Annotated in this window: 17 protein-coding genes and 1 tRNA gene; 14 read left to right on the top strand and 4 right to left on the bottom strand. The window is 58.3% G+C overall.

The features are described from left to right. Window positions 1–7 precede the first annotated feature (7 nt). Complete coding sequence (locus tag DHN55_RS07400) at window positions 8–979, top strand: esterase-like activity of phytase family protein (RefSeq protein WP_337660244.1); 972 nt, start codon at window positions 8–10, stop codon at window positions 977–979. Between the two features lie 42 nt (window positions 980–1021). Here DHN55_RS07400 and DHN55_RS07395 read toward each other — a convergent pair whose 3' ends face one another. From DHN55_RS07395 to rpmB, 3 genes are all read right to left on the bottom strand, one after another. Then, window positions 1022–1579, bottom strand: coding sequence for a pyridoxamine 5'-phosphate oxidase family protein (locus tag DHN55_RS07395; RefSeq protein WP_108881767.1), 558 nt, complete (start codon window positions 1577–1579; stop codon window positions 1022–1024). 70 nt (window positions 1580–1649) lie between these two features. Further along, a complete protein-coding gene (locus DHN55_RS07390; RefSeq protein WP_108880675.1) occupies window positions 1650–2324 on the bottom strand; it encodes an antibiotic acetyltransferase in 675 nt (224 codons plus the stop codon). Window positions 2325–2413: 89 nt separating this feature from the next. Then, a complete protein-coding gene (gene rpmB, locus DHN55_RS07385) occupies window positions 2414–2707 on the bottom strand; it encodes a 50S ribosomal protein L28 (protein ID WP_108880674.1) in 294 nt (97 codons plus the stop codon). Between the two features lie 405 nt (window positions 2708–3112). Between rpmB and DHN55_RS07380 the strand changes: the two genes are divergently transcribed. The 7 genes from DHN55_RS07380 to DHN55_RS07345 all read left to right on the top strand — a co-directional run bounded on the left by DHN55_RS07380 (window position 3113) and on the right by DHN55_RS07345 (window position 9881). Beyond that, window positions 3113–3955 carry a DUF3108 domain-containing protein gene (locus DHN55_RS07380; RefSeq protein WP_108880673.1) on the top strand — a complete coding sequence of 281 codons (843 nt, stop codon included), beginning with the start codon at window positions 3113–3115 and terminating at the stop codon, window positions 3953–3955. 261 nt (window positions 3956–4216) lie between these two features. Further along, window positions 4217–7189, top strand: a complete 2973-nt coding sequence (locus DHN55_RS07370; RefSeq protein WP_108880671.1) for a helicase-related protein — start codon at window positions 4217–4219, stop codon at window positions 7187–7189. A 1-nt stretch (window position 7190) separates the two neighbouring features. Then, a complete protein-coding gene (locus DHN55_RS07365) occupies window positions 7191–7505 on the top strand; it encodes a S4 domain-containing protein (protein WP_108880670.1) in 315 nt (104 codons plus the stop codon). 96 nt (window positions 7506–7601) lie between these two features. Further along, complete coding sequence (gene fdxA / locus DHN55_RS07360) at window positions 7602–7940, top strand: ferredoxin FdxA (protein ID WP_108880669.1); 339 nt, start codon at window positions 7602–7604, stop codon at window positions 7938–7940. Window positions 7941–8458: 518 nt separating this feature from the next. After that, complete coding sequence (locus tag DHN55_RS07355) at window positions 8459–9028, top strand: CarD family transcriptional regulator (protein WP_108880668.1); 570 nt, start codon at window positions 8459–8461, stop codon at window positions 9026–9028. A gap of 160 nt (window positions 9029–9188) precedes the next feature. Continuing rightward, window positions 9189–9265 (top strand) — tRNA-Arg (locus DHN55_RS07350). 58 nt (window positions 9266–9323) lie between these two features. Continuing rightward, window positions 9324–9881 carry a 2OG-Fe(II) oxygenase gene (locus DHN55_RS07345; protein WP_108880667.1) on the top strand — a complete coding sequence of 186 codons (558 nt, stop codon included), beginning with the start codon at window positions 9324–9326 and terminating at the stop codon, window positions 9879–9881. Between the two features lie 128 nt (window positions 9882–10009). Here DHN55_RS07345 and DHN55_RS22255 read toward each other — a convergent pair whose 3' ends face one another. Beyond that, complete coding sequence (locus DHN55_RS22255; protein WP_337660020.1) at window positions 10010–10168, bottom strand: hypothetical protein; 159 nt, start codon at window positions 10166–10168, stop codon at window positions 10010–10012. Window positions 10169–10462: 294 nt separating this feature from the next. Between DHN55_RS22255 and DHN55_RS07340 the strand changes: the two genes are divergently transcribed. The 6 genes from DHN55_RS07340 to DHN55_RS07315 all read left to right on the top strand — a co-directional run bounded on the left by DHN55_RS07340 (window position 10463) and on the right by DHN55_RS07315 (window position 16639). Then, window positions 10463–11578, top strand: a complete 1116-nt coding sequence (locus DHN55_RS07340) for a twin-arginine translocation signal domain-containing protein (RefSeq protein WP_108880666.1) — start codon at window positions 10463–10465, stop codon at window positions 11576–11578. Window positions 11579–11798: 220 nt separating this feature from the next. Then, window positions 11799–12374 (top strand): TRAP transporter small permease subunit, encoded by a 576-nt coding sequence (locus DHN55_RS07335; protein WP_108880665.1) that lies wholly within the window; start codon window positions 11799–11801, stop codon window positions 12372–12374. A 307-nt stretch (window positions 12375–12681) separates the two neighbouring features. Beyond that, window positions 12682–14049: a TRAP transporter large permease subunit gene (locus tag DHN55_RS07330; RefSeq protein ID WP_108880664.1), complete on the top strand. Its 1368-nt coding sequence runs from the start codon at window positions 12682–12684 to the stop codon at window positions 14047–14049. A 25-nt stretch (window positions 14050–14074) separates the two neighbouring features. After that, window positions 14075–15403: an amidase family protein gene (locus tag DHN55_RS07325; protein ID WP_108880663.1), complete on the top strand. Its 1329-nt coding sequence runs from the start codon at window positions 14075–14077 to the stop codon at window positions 15401–15403. Between the two features lie 45 nt (window positions 15404–15448). Then, entirely contained in the window at window positions 15449–15640 is a 192-nt protein-coding gene (locus DHN55_RS07320) for a hypothetical protein (RefSeq protein ID WP_108881766.1), read from the top strand. A 36-nt stretch (window positions 15641–15676) separates the two neighbouring features. Next, window positions 15677–16639, top strand: a complete 963-nt coding sequence (locus DHN55_RS07315) for an NAD(P)-dependent oxidoreductase (protein WP_108880662.1) — start codon at window positions 15677–15679, stop codon at window positions 16637–16639. The last annotated feature ends 2 nt before the right edge of the window (window positions 16640–16641 follow it).

The raw sequence follows: 16641 nt of genomic DNA, 5'->3' as shown, positions 1-16641 counted from the left end.
CTTGTCTGTGGCTTTGCTGCTGCCGGTCCAACAGGCCGCTGCCGACAAAACCGGCATTTCGGTCAGCACGTCCCCCAGAGGTTTCGGGCGGTTTGGCAATGGCGGCCTGCCTGAGGGCCTGACGTTCCTGGGTGGACTGACCCTGACCAGCGACAACGAGAATTTCGGCGGTTTTTCCGGGCTTGAAATATCGCGCAACGGGAAACGCTTTGTCAGCGTCAGTGATCGCGGACACTGGCTCACCGGCCGCCTGGTCTACGAAGAAGGCCGCCTGAAGGGCGTTGCGGATACCCGCCTTGCCCCGATCTTGAACCGCAAGGGCAGGATCGACGGGCGCAAGTCACGCTCGGACGCCGAGGCCGTTGCCGCCTGGAGTTCCAAAGGCCTGAAGGGCAAGATGATTGTCGGCTATGAACGGCGCGAACGGGTCGAGCTGTTCAATATCTCCAGGCACGGTTTCAAGGCAAAGGCCAGTCGGGTAAGAACCCCGAAAGCCCTCTCCCAGGGACAGAACAATGGTGAACTCGAAGCGCTGGGACGATTTACACAGGGACCGCTGAAAGGCTGGCTGGTGGCGGTATCGGAACGCAATCATGCCAAGGACGACAGCCTTCGCGGCTGGCTCTGGCGCAAGGGCAAGACCAGGGAGTTTCATATCCCGCGCCATGAAGACTACCTGGTTACCGGCCTTGCCATCCTGCCCGGTGGCAAGGAGATCATCACCGTTGAACGCAGTTTCAAGGCACCGGTCCTGGTCGGCATGGCATTGCGCCGGTTCTCGGTACAAGACCTGCAGAAACGCAATACCGGGCCGGGCCAGCTCCTGTTCTCCGGCAAACTGACCTCTTACCAGATTGACAATATGGAAGGCGTTGCCGCCCACGAGGACGAGCGTGGGACGATCATTACGGTGATTTCAGACGACAATTTCAACAAGTCGGTGCAATCCACCGTGATGTTTCAGTTTCGCCTGAACTGACGCGGCCCGCCCGCGCGCACCTCTGGCCGCTGCATGCACATTTCATTCCGGTTCGGCCACAACGGTACCGGTATTTTTTCCGTCAATGCTGACCGCGTTCTTTCTGGCCCAGTAGCGTTCCACGCCATCCGGTCCCATCTCCTGATAAAACGGCAGCAATTCTTCCGGCCCGCGCTGGTCCTGATAGGTCATGACCGGAACCCCTGTGCCACACGACGTCTGGACGAGATCAATGCTCATGTCGAAGATCTGGCGGCTGCCGGCCATCTCCGGAAACAGCCCGGCAAGGTCATTCCAGCCGGCATCACGCGGATGCAGGGTCTGCGCCGTTCCATAGGTCCTCAGGATCAGTGCATTGCCTTCAAACGCGCAGAACATCAAGGTCATGCGGTTTGCTTCACGAAGATGCGCTGCGGTTTCATTGCCGCTGCCCGACAGGCTCATCCAGACAATGCGGTTGGGGCCTAATACGCGCAGGCTGTCGAGGCCTTTCGGTGAAACATTGACACGCCCGTCAGGCGCTGCCGTGGCCACGAAGAACAAGGGTTGGCGTTCTATGAACTTGATGAAACTTCCCGTTAGTTTGCTGCCTGTAGCCATGACCGGACCCTTGTTGTTGAACACACCAACAGTGCCACATTCCTACTGACAACTACCTGTCAGGAGATATTCAGATCTCGATGCCACCATCATGTTTGTCCAGGAACGCCGCGACGTCGAGCCGTGCCATGTCATCCACCGCATCTGCCAGCTGGTCATGGCTCCAGTTCCACCACGCCAGCTTCAGCAGCCGCTGTGCGATGTCAGGGTCGAAGCGCCAACGCACAAATCGCGCCGGCGTACCGGCGACAATGGCATAAGGCTCGACATCGTGTGTCACAACCGCGCCGGCACCGATGACGGCACCTGTGCCGATCGATACCGCCGGCAACACGATGGCGCCATGTCCGACCCAGACATCGTGGCCCAGCACAACCCGGCCTTCATCCAGGCGCTGTTCACGAAACGCATGGTCCAGTTTCTTGCCGACAAAATACTCGTTCGCGCGATAGGTGAACTTGTGCTGGCTCACCCTGTCAATCGGATGGTTGAGCGCATTGAGACGCACGTCGGCGGCAATGGCGCAGAACCTGCCTGTCTGCGTGTAGATCAGTTCTGAATGGCGCTCGACGTAACTGTAGTCACCCAGCGTGGACGAGCGCATGAGGACGCGCTCCTTGACTTCGCAGAAGCGCCCGACCTTGCAATCGCGCAGCGAAGCCGATGGATGGATGGCAGGCTCCCCGTCGCGGCTGGCGCTGGGGGAATGGCGCAACGGCCCATTGTTTCCGGTTTTTTCAGTCATTTCCGAAACCCACCAACAAAAAGGCCGCCCCCTTAAGGAGCGGCCGGAACCTTGTACCAGGTTGAAAGCGTCAGGCGCCGGATGCCGCTTCAGGCAGCAGCGCTGGCCAGTTTCTTTTCAACCTGACGCTTTACCCGCCTGGCCGACAGCGACAACTCCGTGTCACGGGCCTTGAGCAGGTAGGCATCAAGACCGCCGCGATGCTCGACAGAGCGCAATGCGGCAGCTGACACCTTGAATGCGAAATCGCGACCAAGGCTCTCGCTCATCAGGTGCACCTGGCACAGATTGGGCAGAAAGCGGCGGCGGGACTTGTTGTTGGCATGGCTGACATTGTTACCTGCCAGAACACCCTTGCCGGTCAACTCACAACGACGGGCCATGTTAAATACTCCAGTTTGTTCAGTATTTCCGGTTGCCGTACGGGCCTGGATTCAAAGTGGACTTGGCGCAGGCCCCTACAGGGTCCATAAACACAAAGTCCGGCGCCAGCGGGCCGGATCAAATTCATCGCGTGTCTATAGGCAAGCATGCATCAGCCGTCAAGCCCGGTTTTGCCGCACTAGCCCACATGGACCCGGGATTTAAGATCAAACAGAACAGGCAATCCGCTTCAATACCTTGTGAACTGGCCAAGCCATACCATATTCACGGCACAAACAGGCCCTAGGGCCTCAGCAGTTACTGCGTTCATTCAGCAACCGTTCAGGCACGATCATGCAAAAACAGGTCAGACTGGCACGAGCGACAAAAATCGGGGTACAACACGCACCATGAAAACAGCCGTCATGAACACGATCGCAGCGGCAGCGGTCGCAGCAACCACATTCACCGTGGCCTTCACCGCATCGCCCGGTGCTGCGTCAGCAGCGGACACGCTCAAGGTCCGCTATGATCTCTATACCCGCGGGGTCAGGGCCTTTGCACTGAACTATACGGCTGATATCAACCAGAATTCATTCAACGCGTCCGCGAAACTGCGCCCCAAGGGCCTGGCCTCGCTGTTTATCGATCTAAAGATGGACATGGTGTCATCAGGAGCTCTCACCCGCAAGGGCGCCCGCTCGGACAGCTTCACCATGAACGTGACCGAAAAAGGCAGAAAGGGCAGATACGCAGTCAGCTTCGATGGCTTGCAACCTGTCTCCACCAAGCGCAAACCGGCCGTGAATGGCGACACCGAGGCAAAAATCCAGACGGCATCCGCCGCCGGCGCCCGTGACACGCTGGCATCCATCATGGATATAGCTGTAACACCCGCCAAGAACCCCTGCGATGCCAGTTATCGCATCTACAACGGCAAGGAAGTGTTCAAGCTTGCCTTGCAGAAAATCAAGGACGATACATTCGGCAAGAAGGATGGCGGTGTTTATCGCGGCCCGGCCATTGTCTGCAGCATGACCTATTCCACCCTTGCAGGCCTGTCAGCCAGAACCGAAGCGAAGTATCGAAAAAATCCGCCCGTGTTCAGGGTCTGGTTCGCCCCGGTCAGGTCGAAGGCGCTGGGCCGCGACATGAACGTGCTCGTCGCCGTGACAGGCAAGCTCAAGGGGAAGGACTTTGTGGCTTACGCCAATAGGGCAACTCTGTCCGGCAGGCCGCTCAATTCAAAATCCCTGGCCAAAAGGTAGACGCCGACAATTGGTCTCACTTGTGCCCGATGATCACCCGGAACGCCATATATAGGGGGTGAACACAACATGAATCTGATGTGATTCATGATTCGGTCATGACATGTTCCTGTTTGAATCCGATGCCGGCTTGCCCGTCCGTACATCCGGGCAGACTTTCCCGGCACCTGCAAACAGCGATGTTTTGGACCAGATACACGCAATGGATGACATGATACCCTATTCCTTGCTCACCTTTACCGGACCCTCAGCAGAACCTCCATGGATGCCCGCAGAAACGTAACGGCCCTTCTAGGGCCAACCAATACTGGCAAAACCCATCATGCCGTCGAGCGGATGCTTGGTCATCCCAGCGGCATGATCGGCCTGCCGCTGCGCCTGCTGGCGCGGGAGGTTTATGATCGCATCGTTGCCAGCGCGGGCCAGATGTCGGTTGCACTGGTCACCGGCGAGGAAAAACTGATACCGCCGGCACCGCGTTACTGGGTCTGCACTGTTGAAGCCATGCCCAACGATATCCCGGTGTCGTTCATGGCCATCGACGAAATCCAGCTCGCCGCCGACAGCGAGCGCGGCCACGTGTTTACCGACAGGCTGCTGCACGCGCGCGGGCTCAACGAAACCCTGCTGCTGGGTGCTGCAACCATCAAACCGATGCTCGAGCGGTTGCTCAAGGGCGTGAACTATGTGTCCCGCCCCAGGTTTTCAAAGCTCAGCTTCGCCGGCCAGAAAAAAATCACGCGCCTGCCCAAGCGCACCGCAATCGTCGGGTTTTCTGCCGGCATGGTGTACGCCGTCGCAGAACTGATCCGGCGGCAAAGGGGTGGCGCGGCGGTGGTGCTGGGCGCGCTCAGTCCGCGCACCCGCAATGCACAGGTTGAATTGTACCAGTCCGGTGACGTGGATCATATCGTGGCTACCGATGCCATCGGTATGGGGCTCAACATGGACATAGACCATGTCGCCTTTGCCGCAACACGCAAGTTTGACGGGTTTCAGTTCCGCAACCTCACTGCGGCTGAGATGGGCCAGATCGCCGGGCGCGCCGGGCGCTACATGAACGATGGCACGTTCGGCCTGACCGCCGATGCCGGCAGTATTGACGCAGAAACCATCGAACAGCTCGAAGATCACCGCTTTGAGCCGCTGCGTGTCCTGCAGTGGCGCAACCGCAACCTGAATTTCGGATCGGTGGACCGGTTGCTCGGCTCGCTGAACGCCCTGCCCAATCGCGAAGGATTGACCCGTACAAGACCCGGCGCGGACATTGAGACCCTGACGCTGGTCGCGCGCGATCTGGATGTGATTGACCGCGCATCAGGCCGCGCAAGCGTCGAACTGTTGTGGGAAACCTGCCAGTTGCCGGACTACCGCAACATCACCGGCAGCGAGCATGCCAACCTTGTCGCCACCATTTTCAGGTACGTCGCCGACACCGGGCGCATAGACACACAATGGTTTGCCCGGCAGTTGGCGTATTGCGACAATACCAATGGCGATATAGATACCTTATCAAATCGCATTGCCCATGTGCGAACCTGGACCTTCGTTGCCAACCGGCAGGACTGGCTGGACGACCCCGGCCACTGGCAGGAACAGACACGGGCAATGGAAGACAGATTATCGGATGCCTTGCATGAAAGGCTGACCCAGCGGTTCATCGACCGGCGCACCAGCGTGCTGATGAAACGGCTGCGTGAAAGGGAAGAATTGATGTCGAGTGTCGATCAGGAAGGTGCCGTCCTTGTGGAAGGCGAATATGCGGGCCGCATTGAAGGCCTGCGTTTCATTGCTGAACCATCGGACGGCGAGCACTCCAAGGTGCTGATCTCCGCTGCTCTGCAAACCGTCAGCGAGACCCTGGTCGGGCGGGCGCAATCCGTGGTCGCTGCGCCGGATCCGGATTTCAGCCTTGATGCAGCCGGCAACATCATCTGGAAGTCCCATGCCGTCGGCCGGCTTACCGGCAGCGAGAACCTGTTGAAGCCGCGCGTCGAGACCCTGGCTGACGAACAGGTGACGGCACCCGACCGCGAGGCGGTTCAGATGCGCCTGTCGAAATTTGTCTCGCGCCATATTGCCGGCCTGCTGGCACCGCTGGTTTCACTCAGTGAAGCTGAAGACATCACCGGCATCGCCCGCGGCATTGCCTTCCAGATCATCGAGACGCTTGGCGTCCTGCCCAGGGATCAGGTCGCCGAAGAGGTCAAGTCGCTTGGCCAGGATGAACGCGGCGTCCTGCGCAAGCATGGCGTGCGGTTCGGTGCATTTCATATTTTCATTCCAACCATCCTGAAACCTGCGCCAACCTCGCTGCGACTGCTGTTGTGGGCCTTGCATGATGCCGACAAGCGCGGACTGGATGCATCCGCGCTGCCTGATGCCATGCCGCAGCAGGGCCTCACATCGGTGCCGTTCGACAAGACCACACCGCGCGGGTTTTACCAGGTTGTCGGATTTCGTGTCTGCGGCGAGCGCGCCGTGCGCGTCGACATGCTGGAGCGGCTCGGTGACATGATCCGCACCCGCGTGTTCTGGCGCGCGCAACGCGAAGGCGAAGAGCGCCCCGACGGATCGGTCGACGGCGGCGGCTTTACCGTTGTGCCGGACATGATGTCCCTTGTCGGGTGTTCGGGTGACGAGTTTTCGTCGATCCTGAAATCACTAGGGTTTTCCGCTCAAAAGCGAAAGGCCCCGGAAAAGCCCAAGCCCGAAGCAGAAACGGCCGCCGACACTGCAACCGAAGCACCGGCTGAAGCGGCATCCGAAGCACCTGCAGAAACTGCCGTGACCGAAGCACCTGGAGATACCGCGACAGCCGAGGCTGCACCGGTCCAGGCCCCACCAGCCGAGACGGTACCCGAAGTACCAGCGGAAACCGAACCTGCCGATGTTCCTGCACCAGGGTCTTCCGATGACGCCGCAACGACCGGAGTTGCCGCACCTGAAACCGCAGCAGCACAGGACGCCGAACCGGCGGAACCTGAAATGATCGAGGTCTGGTGGCCCAAGGACACAGGCCCGTTCCGCCATCAAAAACAACAGGCGGGCAATCGCTCAAAGGGTGCAAAGGCCAATGCCGGCAAGCCTGATCGCAACCGGCACAAGAAGGCAGGCGCCGGCAAGAAACCCTCAGGACAGCGCCCGCCGGCAAAACGCCGCGAAAAACCCATGGATCCGAACAGCCCGTTTGCGGTCCTGGGTCAGCTGAAACAGGGCTTGACCAAGAAGTAGCATGGCAGATGACGCCGGCAGAGCAGTTCAACGGGTTGATCGGTGGCTGTGGTTTGCCCGCTTCGTCAAGACCAGGGCACTGGCTCAGCGCCTGGTTGTCAAAGGCAAGGTGCGGGTAAACCGCACCAAGATCACCAAGCCGTCCCAAACGGTTTCACCAGGCGATGTGGTGAGTTTCATGAACCGCGATCACATTAAAGTGGTCGAAGTCCTCGCCATCGGTGTACGCCGGGGCCCCGCCCCTGAAGCCCGATTGCTGTATTGCGAGATAAATCCCGACACTTCCGGCTCAGCCACTCGCTCACCCGATGCCTGACATACCTACAAGTACGCTTGACGATCCGCCAAGAAAATGCAAGTTCACCGGCAACCCCGCGACCAAGGCAACAGTTGAGAGTTTGAGAGCCCGCATATGACCTATATCGTCATTGAGAACTGCATCAAGTGCAAGTACATGGACTGTGTTGAAGTATGTCCGGTGGACTGCTTTTACGAAGGCGACAACATGCTCGTCATCCACCCGGACGAATGCATTGACTGCGGTGTGTGCGAACCGGAGTGTCCGGCCGAAGCGATCAAGCCGGACACCGAGCCCGGCCTTGAAAAATGGCTGGAGCTGAACACCAAGTTCGCCGACATCTGGCCGAACATTACCCAGAAGGGTGAATCCCCCGACGATGCCGAAAAGCATGACGGTGAACAGGGCAAGTTCGAAAAGTACTTCTCCGAAGAACCCGGCGAAGGCGACTAGGTCACACCCGGACCGGCATTTGCTGGTAAAGAAATATCACCGCCCTGCGCGAAATTCTTACTCTTTAACGTAATTGCGCGTTAACCATTTCTTTACACTTTGGCCGCATTCGAGCGAATCCGGCACCGGTAAGGCGTTGCGAGGCTTTAACAATAGGTAAATTTGTGTTATACACCTTGTTAATGACATGAAATTCACAGCAACACTTTGAGAACCCGGGCCTGAACAGCTCGGACTTTTTTTCGCCTGATCCAGTTTTTGACACGAAAGCAAGCAATTCACCCGGACCTGACAATCAGCGCAATGTCGCTTAACGCAGGTAATAACCGAACTGCACTTCCTGATCGTATCATCAGCCACTGGCCATCAGCTACGCACCCCTCCACCGGCATAAGGTGGTTTTGCCTTCCGGCAGGGAAGGTCAACCTGGTTGGCGCTTAACGGCAACAGGCGGGATGCGGCGAATTAGGTGTTGCTGAATGAAGCGTTGAACAGGCGAGTTATAAGGGAATTACAAAATGGCCACAGAAAAAAAGACAGCATCGCGGAAGCTCAAGTACAAGATCGGCGAGTTTGTCGTGTACCCGGCCCATGGCGTAGGCAAGATCGTTGCCCTGGAAGACCAGGAAATTGCCGGTGCCAAGCTTGAGCTGTTCGTCATCGATTTTGAAAAGGACAAGATGCGCCTGCGGGTTCCGCTGAACAAGTGCGACAGCGTCGGCATGCGCAAGCTGTCGGACAAGAACATGGCCGAAGACGCCATGAAGGTGCTGACCGGCAAGGCTCGCGTCAAGCGCACCATGTGGTCGCGCCGCGCCCAGGAATACGAAGCCAAGATCAATTCCGGCGACCTGATCTCGGTGGCCGAGGTTGTGCGCGACCTGTACCGCTCCGACCGCCAGCCGGAACAGTCTTATTCCGAACGCCAGCTGTATGAATCAGCTCTTGACCGCATGGCCCGCGAAATCGCCTGCGTGAAGAAGCTCGACGATGCAGGCGCAGTCAGCGAGATCGAAGCCGTGCTGGAAAAGTCATCGCACCGCGGTGAAAAGGCTGCCGCTGCCAGCGCAGAAGAAAAAGCCGCGTAAATCAGGCAACCCGACGGTCCGGAACCCGGACAGTCTGCAATGATATCCACGACCCTGCCCGAGGCCTGCCTCCGGCAGGGTTGTTTTTCGATTGCCCGGAAGCGAATTCCGGTTTGAGTACATCGCTGAAATGGCGCTATAAAGCGTGCGCACCAGCAATGGTCCCGTAGCTCAGCTGGATAGAGCACCAGATTCCTAATCTGGGGGTCACAGGTTCGAATCCTGTCGGGATCACCACTAACCTCTTTAAAGACATGACAGACTGTTTTTTGAATTGGATCGGAAACCAGCAACGATGCAATCCAGTCATTCCAACGCCCAGGCTGTGCAGCTGTTCAGCGATGAAGAATGTGACCGCATAGTTTCCCTCGCACAACGTGTACCAGCATCGTCGGCCGCATCGCCTGGTGCGGGCCGTATCCGTCGCCTCACACAGCGATTGTGCAAGGTAACCCACTTCCCGCAAGATGCCGATAACAAGTGGATCTATGACCGCTTGCGCGACAAGGCCATGGAACTGAACGACGAAGTCTGGAAATTTGAGCTGGACAGCGTCGAGACCCTGCAGTTTGTCTCCTACGGGTTCCTGAACCACTTCGCCAGGCACATGGATTCAGGCGTGCCGAAGTTCAGCCAGCGAAAACTGACGGTCAGCGTGCAGTTGTCCCGGTCATCGGATTATGGCGGTGGCAGCCTCTATGTCTGGTCGCGCAACAAGGACAGGACCGCCCCTCGCACGCGCGGTGCCGCGATGTTTTTTCCATCTCATTTGTGGCACCGGGCCAATCCGATACTGTGGGGCAGAAGACTGGCGCTGGTGGGATGGCTGAAAGGCAAGCACGCACTTCGTTAGCGGTGCTATGTATTTTCGGGTGTGGTCTCAGCTTCTCAGTCCGGGCATCAAGGCTTCGCATCCTGACGGGATTACCATCGTATCCAATCATTTGCCCGACGTGATGCCGCTTCGCAGTCACACGTGACCTATGAGCCGAACCCAACAGGGTTCACCCCGATATCGCGCATGGTGCGCGCATCTATGTGGCTGCTGGCGAGCAGGCCGTGAGGCTTGTTGGTACGCAACAGACGACGTGCGGAGCCCACGATGGTCCTGGTGAAGCTGGTGTGATGTTGCGTGGTCATGGCTTTATTCCTTTGAAGAGAGGATCTGTTCTTGTGCGCCGTTGTGATGACCTTGCGGCAGAACGCGGATTTAAGATGTGCATTTTGTCACCCTGCACGCATTGCGGGTACGGTCCGGAAACGCCGAAGGCTGCCGGCATCGCGACGCGCGATTTGTCCAAATGCCCTGTTTTCAGCCACAAGGCGACAATTTGATCACAATGTGGAAACTTGTCTTGCATGCCGGGGCATACCTTCTAGTCTGAGCCCACTGCCCGTGGGATTGAGTTAGACCGGGCGTTTAGGGAGATCATAATGACTGATATTTCGAAGGCGAAAACCGCCGTCGCGTCGCGCCGCAAGTTCCTGACCGGAGCCGGTGTGGCAACTGTTGCCGGCCTTGCTGCCCCCAGCATTGCGCGTGCAGAACCCAAGGTAATCAAGATGCAGGCCGCCTGGGGCGGTGGTATTTTCCTTGAAAATGCCCAGTCCTACGTCAATCGCGTCAACGCGATGGCCGCCAAGGACCTGAAAATCGACCTGCTGCCGGTGAACTCGGTGGTCAAGACCAGCCAGATGCAGGACGCGGTGCACCGCGGCGTGCTCGATGCTGCCCACTATGTGCCGGCCTACTGGTACTCCAAGTCCAAGTCCGCTTCCCTGTTCGGCACCGGCCCGTGCTTCGGCTGGTCGTCCCAGGAAGTGCTCGGCTGGGTCCACTATGGTGGCGGCCAGGAACTGTTTGACGAACTGATGGGCTCGCTTGGCCTGAACGTCGTGTCGTTCTTCAACTCGGCCATGCCGGCCCAGCCGCTCGGCTGGTTCAAGGAAGAAATCAAGGACGCTTCGCAGATGAAGGGTCTGAAATATCGCACGGTTGGCCTGGCCGCCGACGTTCTGCTCGAAATGGGCATGTCGGTTGTGCAGTTGCCCGGCGGCGAAATTCAGCCTGCCATGAAGTCCGGCCTGATCGATGCGGCCGAGTTCAACAACCCGACGTCTGACCGTGACTTCGGCATGCAGGACGTGTCCAAGCACTATCACCTGGCCAGCTTCCATCAGAGCCAGGAGTTCTTCGAGGTTACCTTCAACAAGAAAATGTTCGAAGGCCTGCCGGATGAACTGAAGGCTATTCTGAAACACGCTTCGGAAGCTGAGAACTCCAACTTCTACTGGAACAACACCAAGCGTTATGCAGACGACCTGGTGAAGTTGCGTGACGACCAGGGTGTCAATGTCTACCGCACACCGGATTCGGTGATGACGGAGCAGTTGAAAGCCTGGGATATCGTGGTTGACCGCATTTCCAAGGAAGATGCGTTCTTCGCCAAGGTAATTGAGTCCCAGAAGGCATACGCCAAGAACGTGATGAATTATCTGAACCTGAACCAGCCTGACTACAAGCTGGCATACAAGCATCACTTCAGCTGATCACACTATGTTCCCGCATCCTTGAAAAAGGGATGCGGGGGCAGCTTCGGCGATTTGAGATTTGCGGCGGGCCTGTAAACAGCTCTCCGAAATACATAATTCTGCGTATGGCATTTCCCGGAACAGTGGGCACCGGATCTTGCGACACAATGCAAAAATGAAAGCAATGAGCGTGGTTCTGGCCTGGCCGGAACCTGTATCGCTGTAGGGAGGCGAACCTGTGATATCAATTATCCACACCATCGAGAGCCTGAGTATTTGGGTCGGCCGCGCCTTCGGCTGGTGCATCCTGATCCTGACCTTCTCGGTGTCCTATGAAGTGTTCGTGCGCTATGTGCTGAATGCACCGACGGTGTGGGCGTTTGACATGATGGTGCAGATGTACGGCGCCCTGTTCCTGATGGCAGGCCCCTACGCACTGGCCCAGGACACCCATGTACGCGGTGATGTCTTGTACCGCCTGCTGCCGGTCAAGACCCAGGCGACGCTGGATTTCGTGCTTTATGTCGTGTTCTTCTTCCCCGGCATGCTCGCCCTGTTCTGGTTTGGCGCGGAAATCGCCAAGGACAGCTGGCGCTATCTGGAAGTCAGCTGGAACTCCCCTGCCCGCATCCAGATATACTTCTTCAAGACGCTCATTCCCCTGGCCGGTTTCCTGATGATCATTCAGGGCATTGCCGAGATATTGCGCTGCTGGAAAGCGATGCGCGAAGGCGTCTGGCTGGAACGGCTGGAAGACGTGCGCGAAACCGAAGACCTGCTCGCTGCACCGGACCCGGTTGCCGACAAATCCTGATCAATCCCTATACCAAAGGAACTAACTATTGACCCTTTTGACCGGTTTTTCGCGTTTGTCGGCTAGGCATGCTTCACGCCTTGGTCTGGCTGACCACAAGTGGAGCATAACGACGTCCGGCGGACGCGAAAAACCGGCCTTCGGTGGGCCAAATCCGTCCATCTGGTGCGTTGCCGCGCTTGCTCGATGCACCACATCGCGCTGCGCACAGCGCCTGCCAGAGTGGTCGGATTTGACTCCATCAAAAAGGTCAATAGTTAGTCCCTTTGGTATAACTCGCGCTGTTGCCGCTGGAGTTCAATAGAAAATGACGAACCCTGAAGTCGCCATCCTCATGCTGTCCCTGTTCATCGTTCTGGTGCTGCTGGGCTTTCCGATTGCGTTTACCCTGATAGCCATGGGGGTCGGCTTTGGCTATTACGCCTATTACAAAGCCGATGCGATCACCACTTTCGGTGACTTTTTCCAGAACCAGATTTTCTATCTGCTGAACCAGAACACCTATTCGGTGATGGAAAACGACACCCTCGTCGCCATCCCGCTGTTCCTGTTCATGGGCTATGTGGTTGAACGCGCAAATATCATCAACAAGCTGTTCTACTCGCTGCAGATGGCAGCCCGGAACCTGCCCGGGTCCATGGCCATAGCGGCCCTGGTCACCTGTGCGGTGTTCTCGACCGCCACCGGTATCGTTGGCGCGGTTGTCACATTGATGGGCCTGCTGGCGTTTCCAGCCATGGCCAACGCCCAGTACAACAAGGAGTTTGCCTCCGGTGTCATCTGCGCCGGCGGCACGCTCGGCATCCTGATCCCGCCGTCCATCATGCTGATTGTGTATGCGGCAATCGCCGAACTGTCGCCACTCAGGCTTTATGCGGCTGCCGTTTTCCCCGGGCTCATGCTGGCCGGATTCTACATCGTTTACGTGATCATCCGTGTCGCCATCAACCCGAACATCGCGCCGAAACCGAAACAGGAAGATATCCCGCCGGTCCGTGAGATATACATGAACCTGCTGATATCGTTCGTCCCGCTGACCGTTTTGATCATGCTTGTACTGGGCTCCATTCTGGGTGGCCTGGCGACCCCGGCTGAAGCCGCCGCCATGGGCTCGCTCGGCGGTCTGGTGCTGGCGCTGATCTACGGCGCGCTCAACTGGTCGATGGTCAAGCAATCGGTTTACCTCACCGCCAAGGCGACGGCCATGGTGTGCTGGCTGTTTGTCGGATCGTGGACCTTTGCATCGGTGTTTTCCTATCTGGGCGGTCACGATGTGATTGCTGAATGGGTCGCCTCGTTCAATCTTGCGCCATGGCAGTTCCTGGTGATGGCACAAGCCATCATCTTCCTGCTGGGCTGGCCGCTGGAATGGTCGGAAATCGTCATTATTTTCGTACCGATCTTCCTGCCTCTGCTCGATCAGTTCGGGGTCAATCCTTATTTCTTCGCCATGTTGGTGGCGCTGAACCTGCAGACGTCGTTCCTGACCCCGCCCATGGCCATGTCGGCGTACTACCTAAAAGGGGTGCTAAAGGGACAGATCGAACTGATGCAGATTTTCCGGGGCATCATGCCGTATCTGGGCATTGTGATATTCACCATGGTGCTGATGTACCAGTTCCCCGGCATCGCCTTGTGGTTCCCTGACTACCTGTTCGGCCCATACCAGAAATAAAGCCTGAAAGGCCTTGAAGCAGGATATGTTGTGTCAACTGACAGCCAGTGAAGCCAGGCGGCAGATCGCCGAAGGCCTTATCACCTCGCAGCAACTGGTCGAGGCCTGCCTGGAACGGATCACCGAAACCGACGCCGGTATTGGCGCATGGGCGCATCTCGATGCCGAGGGCGCCCTGGCCCAAGCCCGCGAACTGGACGACCTGCGCCGCAAGGGCCGCACACTCGGGTTGCTGCACGGCGTGCCTGTCGGGCTGAAAGACATATTCGATGTCAACGGCTTACCTACCGAATGCGGCAGCCCGGCCCGAAAGGGAACCATCGCTGAAATCGATTGTGCGGTGACCGCAAAACTGCGTGAGGCAGGCGCGGTTATCATGGGCAAGACGGTCACCACCGAATTCGCCTTCCTCAACCCGGCCGATACCTCAAACCCGCACAACAATGCCCACACGCCCGGCGGCTCGTCCAGCGGGTCAGCCGCCGCCGTTGCCGCAGGCCATGTACCGCTGGCCATCGGCAGTCAAACCAACGGCTCCACCATTAGGCCCGCCTCGTTCTGTGGTATTTTCGGATTCAAGCCGACCCGCGGCATGATCTCCCGCACCGGCGTGCTGCAAACGTCCGTCACCCTCGATCAGGTCGGCGTGTTCGGCCGTTCGCTGGAAGACGTCTGCCTGCTGGCAGATGCGTTGGCCGGTTATGATCCGCGCGACCCGGCGGGCTTGCCGCGTCCCTTGCCGTCTGCCGCGTCTGGCCTCAACCGCCAGCCGCTGGTCGAACCTGACCTGGTATGGCTTGACATGCCCTATCACGACCGCCTCACCGATGACGCTCGCAGCGGCCTGGAAGAGATAATGACTGCACTCGGCGACCGGGTCGAACGGATACAGTCACCCAAATCCGTCGCCACCCTGGTGGACCACCAGAAAACCGTCCACGAGTATGAAATCGCCCGCCACCTTGCCGATGACTTCGACCGGCACTGGGATATGATCAGCGATACGCTGAAACCCGTCGTGGAACGCGGCCGGGCATATTCGGACGCGCAGTACGCCGAAGCCCTGTCCATGGTCGCCGGCGCGGAAACCTTTTTCGAAGAATTCTTCCATGACTATGATGGCATTATCGCACCGTCTGCGTCCGGTGAAGCACCATTGAAAACCGACGGCACCGGCGATCCGGTGTTTTGTACGGTGTGGACGACAGCAGGCCTGCCGGCCCTGAACCTGCCCTTACTGTCCGGCTCTGCCGGTTTGCCCATTGGCGTGCAGCTGATAGGCTCCGGTGAACAGGATGATCGCCTCATGACCACCGCGCAATGGCTGGTCGGTTCGCTGGCGGCAAGTGAATGAACAAGCATCTCGGCAGATGCGGCACGGAGTAAGACAAAGATGGACATGAAGAATATCAGAAAAATCACCGGCCTTGTCGGCCTGGGCCTGCTGTTCACTTTCATTCTCGGGCTGGCACACAGTATTTCAACCGGCTTTGCCGGGTTCTGGGGCGGCCTGCCGTTCCTGGTAATCGCCATCTCGGTGCTGTCCATGGTGGCTTACGACTACTGGGATGAATGCATCCGCAAGCGCTGACCGACATCTCCTCGCATCCAGTGAATTGAAACATCCATGTCCAAACCGACTGTCTGGATTTCCAGAAAACTATCCGACAACACCCAGGCCCGTGCCGCGCGCGACTATGACGTCATCCTCAATGATGACGATGTGATTTCCAGCGCCGACGATATCGTCGCCATGAGCGCGCGCGCAGATGCGATCCTGCCGTGCCATTCAGAGCTGTTTACCGCCGATGTGGTGGCCAGGCTCTCTGAGCGCACCAAGATCATCGCCAATCATTCCGTGGGTGTGGATCATTGCGACCTCGACGCGTTCAGGCAGAAAGGCATCGTCGTCACCAACACGCCGGACGTGTTGTCTGATGCCACCGCCGAGATCGCCATGTTGCTGATGCTGGGGGCTGCGCGCCGCGCCCCGGAAGGCGACCACATGGTGCGCACGGGCAGCTGGAAGTCATGGAGCCCGTCCTTCATGGTCGGCACCCAGGTGACCGGCAAGCGCGTCGGCATCATCGGCATGGGACGTGTCGGTCAGGTGATGGCGCAGCGTTGCCGCGGCTTCGGCATGGAAGTCCATTACCACAATCGCTCGCAGCTCCCGTCCGAACTGGAACACGGGGCCACATATCATCCGACAGTCGAGACCCTGTTGCCGGTGTCGGATTTTGTATCGCTGCACTGTCCTGCAACGCCGGAAACCACCGGGTTGATGAACGCAGACCGCCTTGCCCTGCTGCCGGCAGGTGCTATTGTCGTGAACACCGCGCGCGGCGCACTGATTGTCGAGGCCGATCTGGTGGCAGCCATCAGGTCAGGCCACATTGCAGCAGCCGGGCTGGACTGTTTCGTGAACGAGCCCGGCGGCAATCCTGCCTTTGCAAACCATGCCAACATTTTCATGCTGCCGCATATCGGCAGCGCGACCCGGGAAACCCGCGATGCCATGGGGTTCAGGGCGCTGGACAATCTGGACGCCTTCTTTGCCGGTTCTGAGCCGCGCGACCGGCTGGTCTAGGA

The organism is Anderseniella sp. Alg231-50 (genome assembly GCF_900149695.1).
In the GTDB taxonomy this organism is placed as follows: domain Bacteria; phylum Pseudomonadota; class Alphaproteobacteria; order Rhizobiales; family Aestuariivirgaceae; genus Anderseniella.
This window is presented reverse-complemented; position numbering and strand designations above follow the sequence as displayed.

Bases quoted from the DNA above. Each gene is read 5' to 3' on its own strand.
- DHN55_RS07395 (WP_108881767.1), bottom strand. From the start codon at position 1,579: ATGGCTACAGGCAGCAAACTAACGGGAAGTTTCATCAAGTTCATAGAA.
- DHN55_RS07390 (WP_108880675.1), bottom strand. From the start codon at position 2,324: ATGACTGAAAAAACCGGAAACAATGGGCCGTTGCGCCATTCCCCCAGC.
- rpmB (WP_108880674.1), bottom strand. From the start codon at position 2,707: ATGGCCCGTCGTTGTGAGTTGACCGGCAAGGGTGTTCTGGCAGGTAAC.
- DHN55_RS07380 (WP_108880673.1), top strand. From the start codon at position 3,113: ATGAACACGATCGCAGCGGCAGCGGTCGCAGCAACCACATTCACCGTG.
- DHN55_RS07370 (WP_108880671.1), top strand. From the start codon at position 4,217: ATGGATGCCCGCAGAAACGTAACGGCCCTTCTAGGGCCAACCAATACT.
- DHN55_RS07365 (WP_108880670.1), top strand. From the start codon at position 7,191: ATGGCAGATGACGCCGGCAGAGCAGTTCAACGGGTTGATCGGTGGCTG.
- fdxA (WP_108880669.1), top strand. From the start codon at position 7,602: ATGACCTATATCGTCATTGAGAACTGCATCAAGTGCAAGTACATGGAC.
- DHN55_RS07355 (WP_108880668.1), top strand. From the start codon at position 8,459: ATGGCCACAGAAAAAAAGACAGCATCGCGGAAGCTCAAGTACAAGATC.
- DHN55_RS07345 (WP_108880667.1), top strand. From the start codon at position 9,324: ATGCAATCCAGTCATTCCAACGCCCAGGCTGTGCAGCTGTTCAGCGAT.
- DHN55_RS22255 (WP_337660020.1), bottom strand. From the start codon at position 10,168: ATGACCACGCAACATCACACCAGCTTCACCAGGACCATCGTGGGCTCC.
- DHN55_RS07340 (WP_108880666.1), top strand. From the start codon at position 10,463: ATGACTGATATTTCGAAGGCGAAAACCGCCGTCGCGTCGCGCCGCAAG.
- DHN55_RS07330 (WP_108880664.1), top strand. From the start codon at position 12,682: ATGACGAACCCTGAAGTCGCCATCCTCATGCTGTCCCTGTTCATCGTT.
- DHN55_RS07325 (WP_108880663.1), top strand. From the start codon at position 14,075: ATGTTGTGTCAACTGACAGCCAGTGAAGCCAGGCGGCAGATCGCCGAA.
- DHN55_RS07320 (WP_108881766.1), top strand. From the start codon at position 15,449: ATGAAGAATATCAGAAAAATCACCGGCCTTGTCGGCCTGGGCCTGCTG.
- DHN55_RS07315 (WP_108880662.1), top strand. From the start codon at position 15,677: ATGTCCAAACCGACTGTCTGGATTTCCAGAAAACTATCCGACAACACC.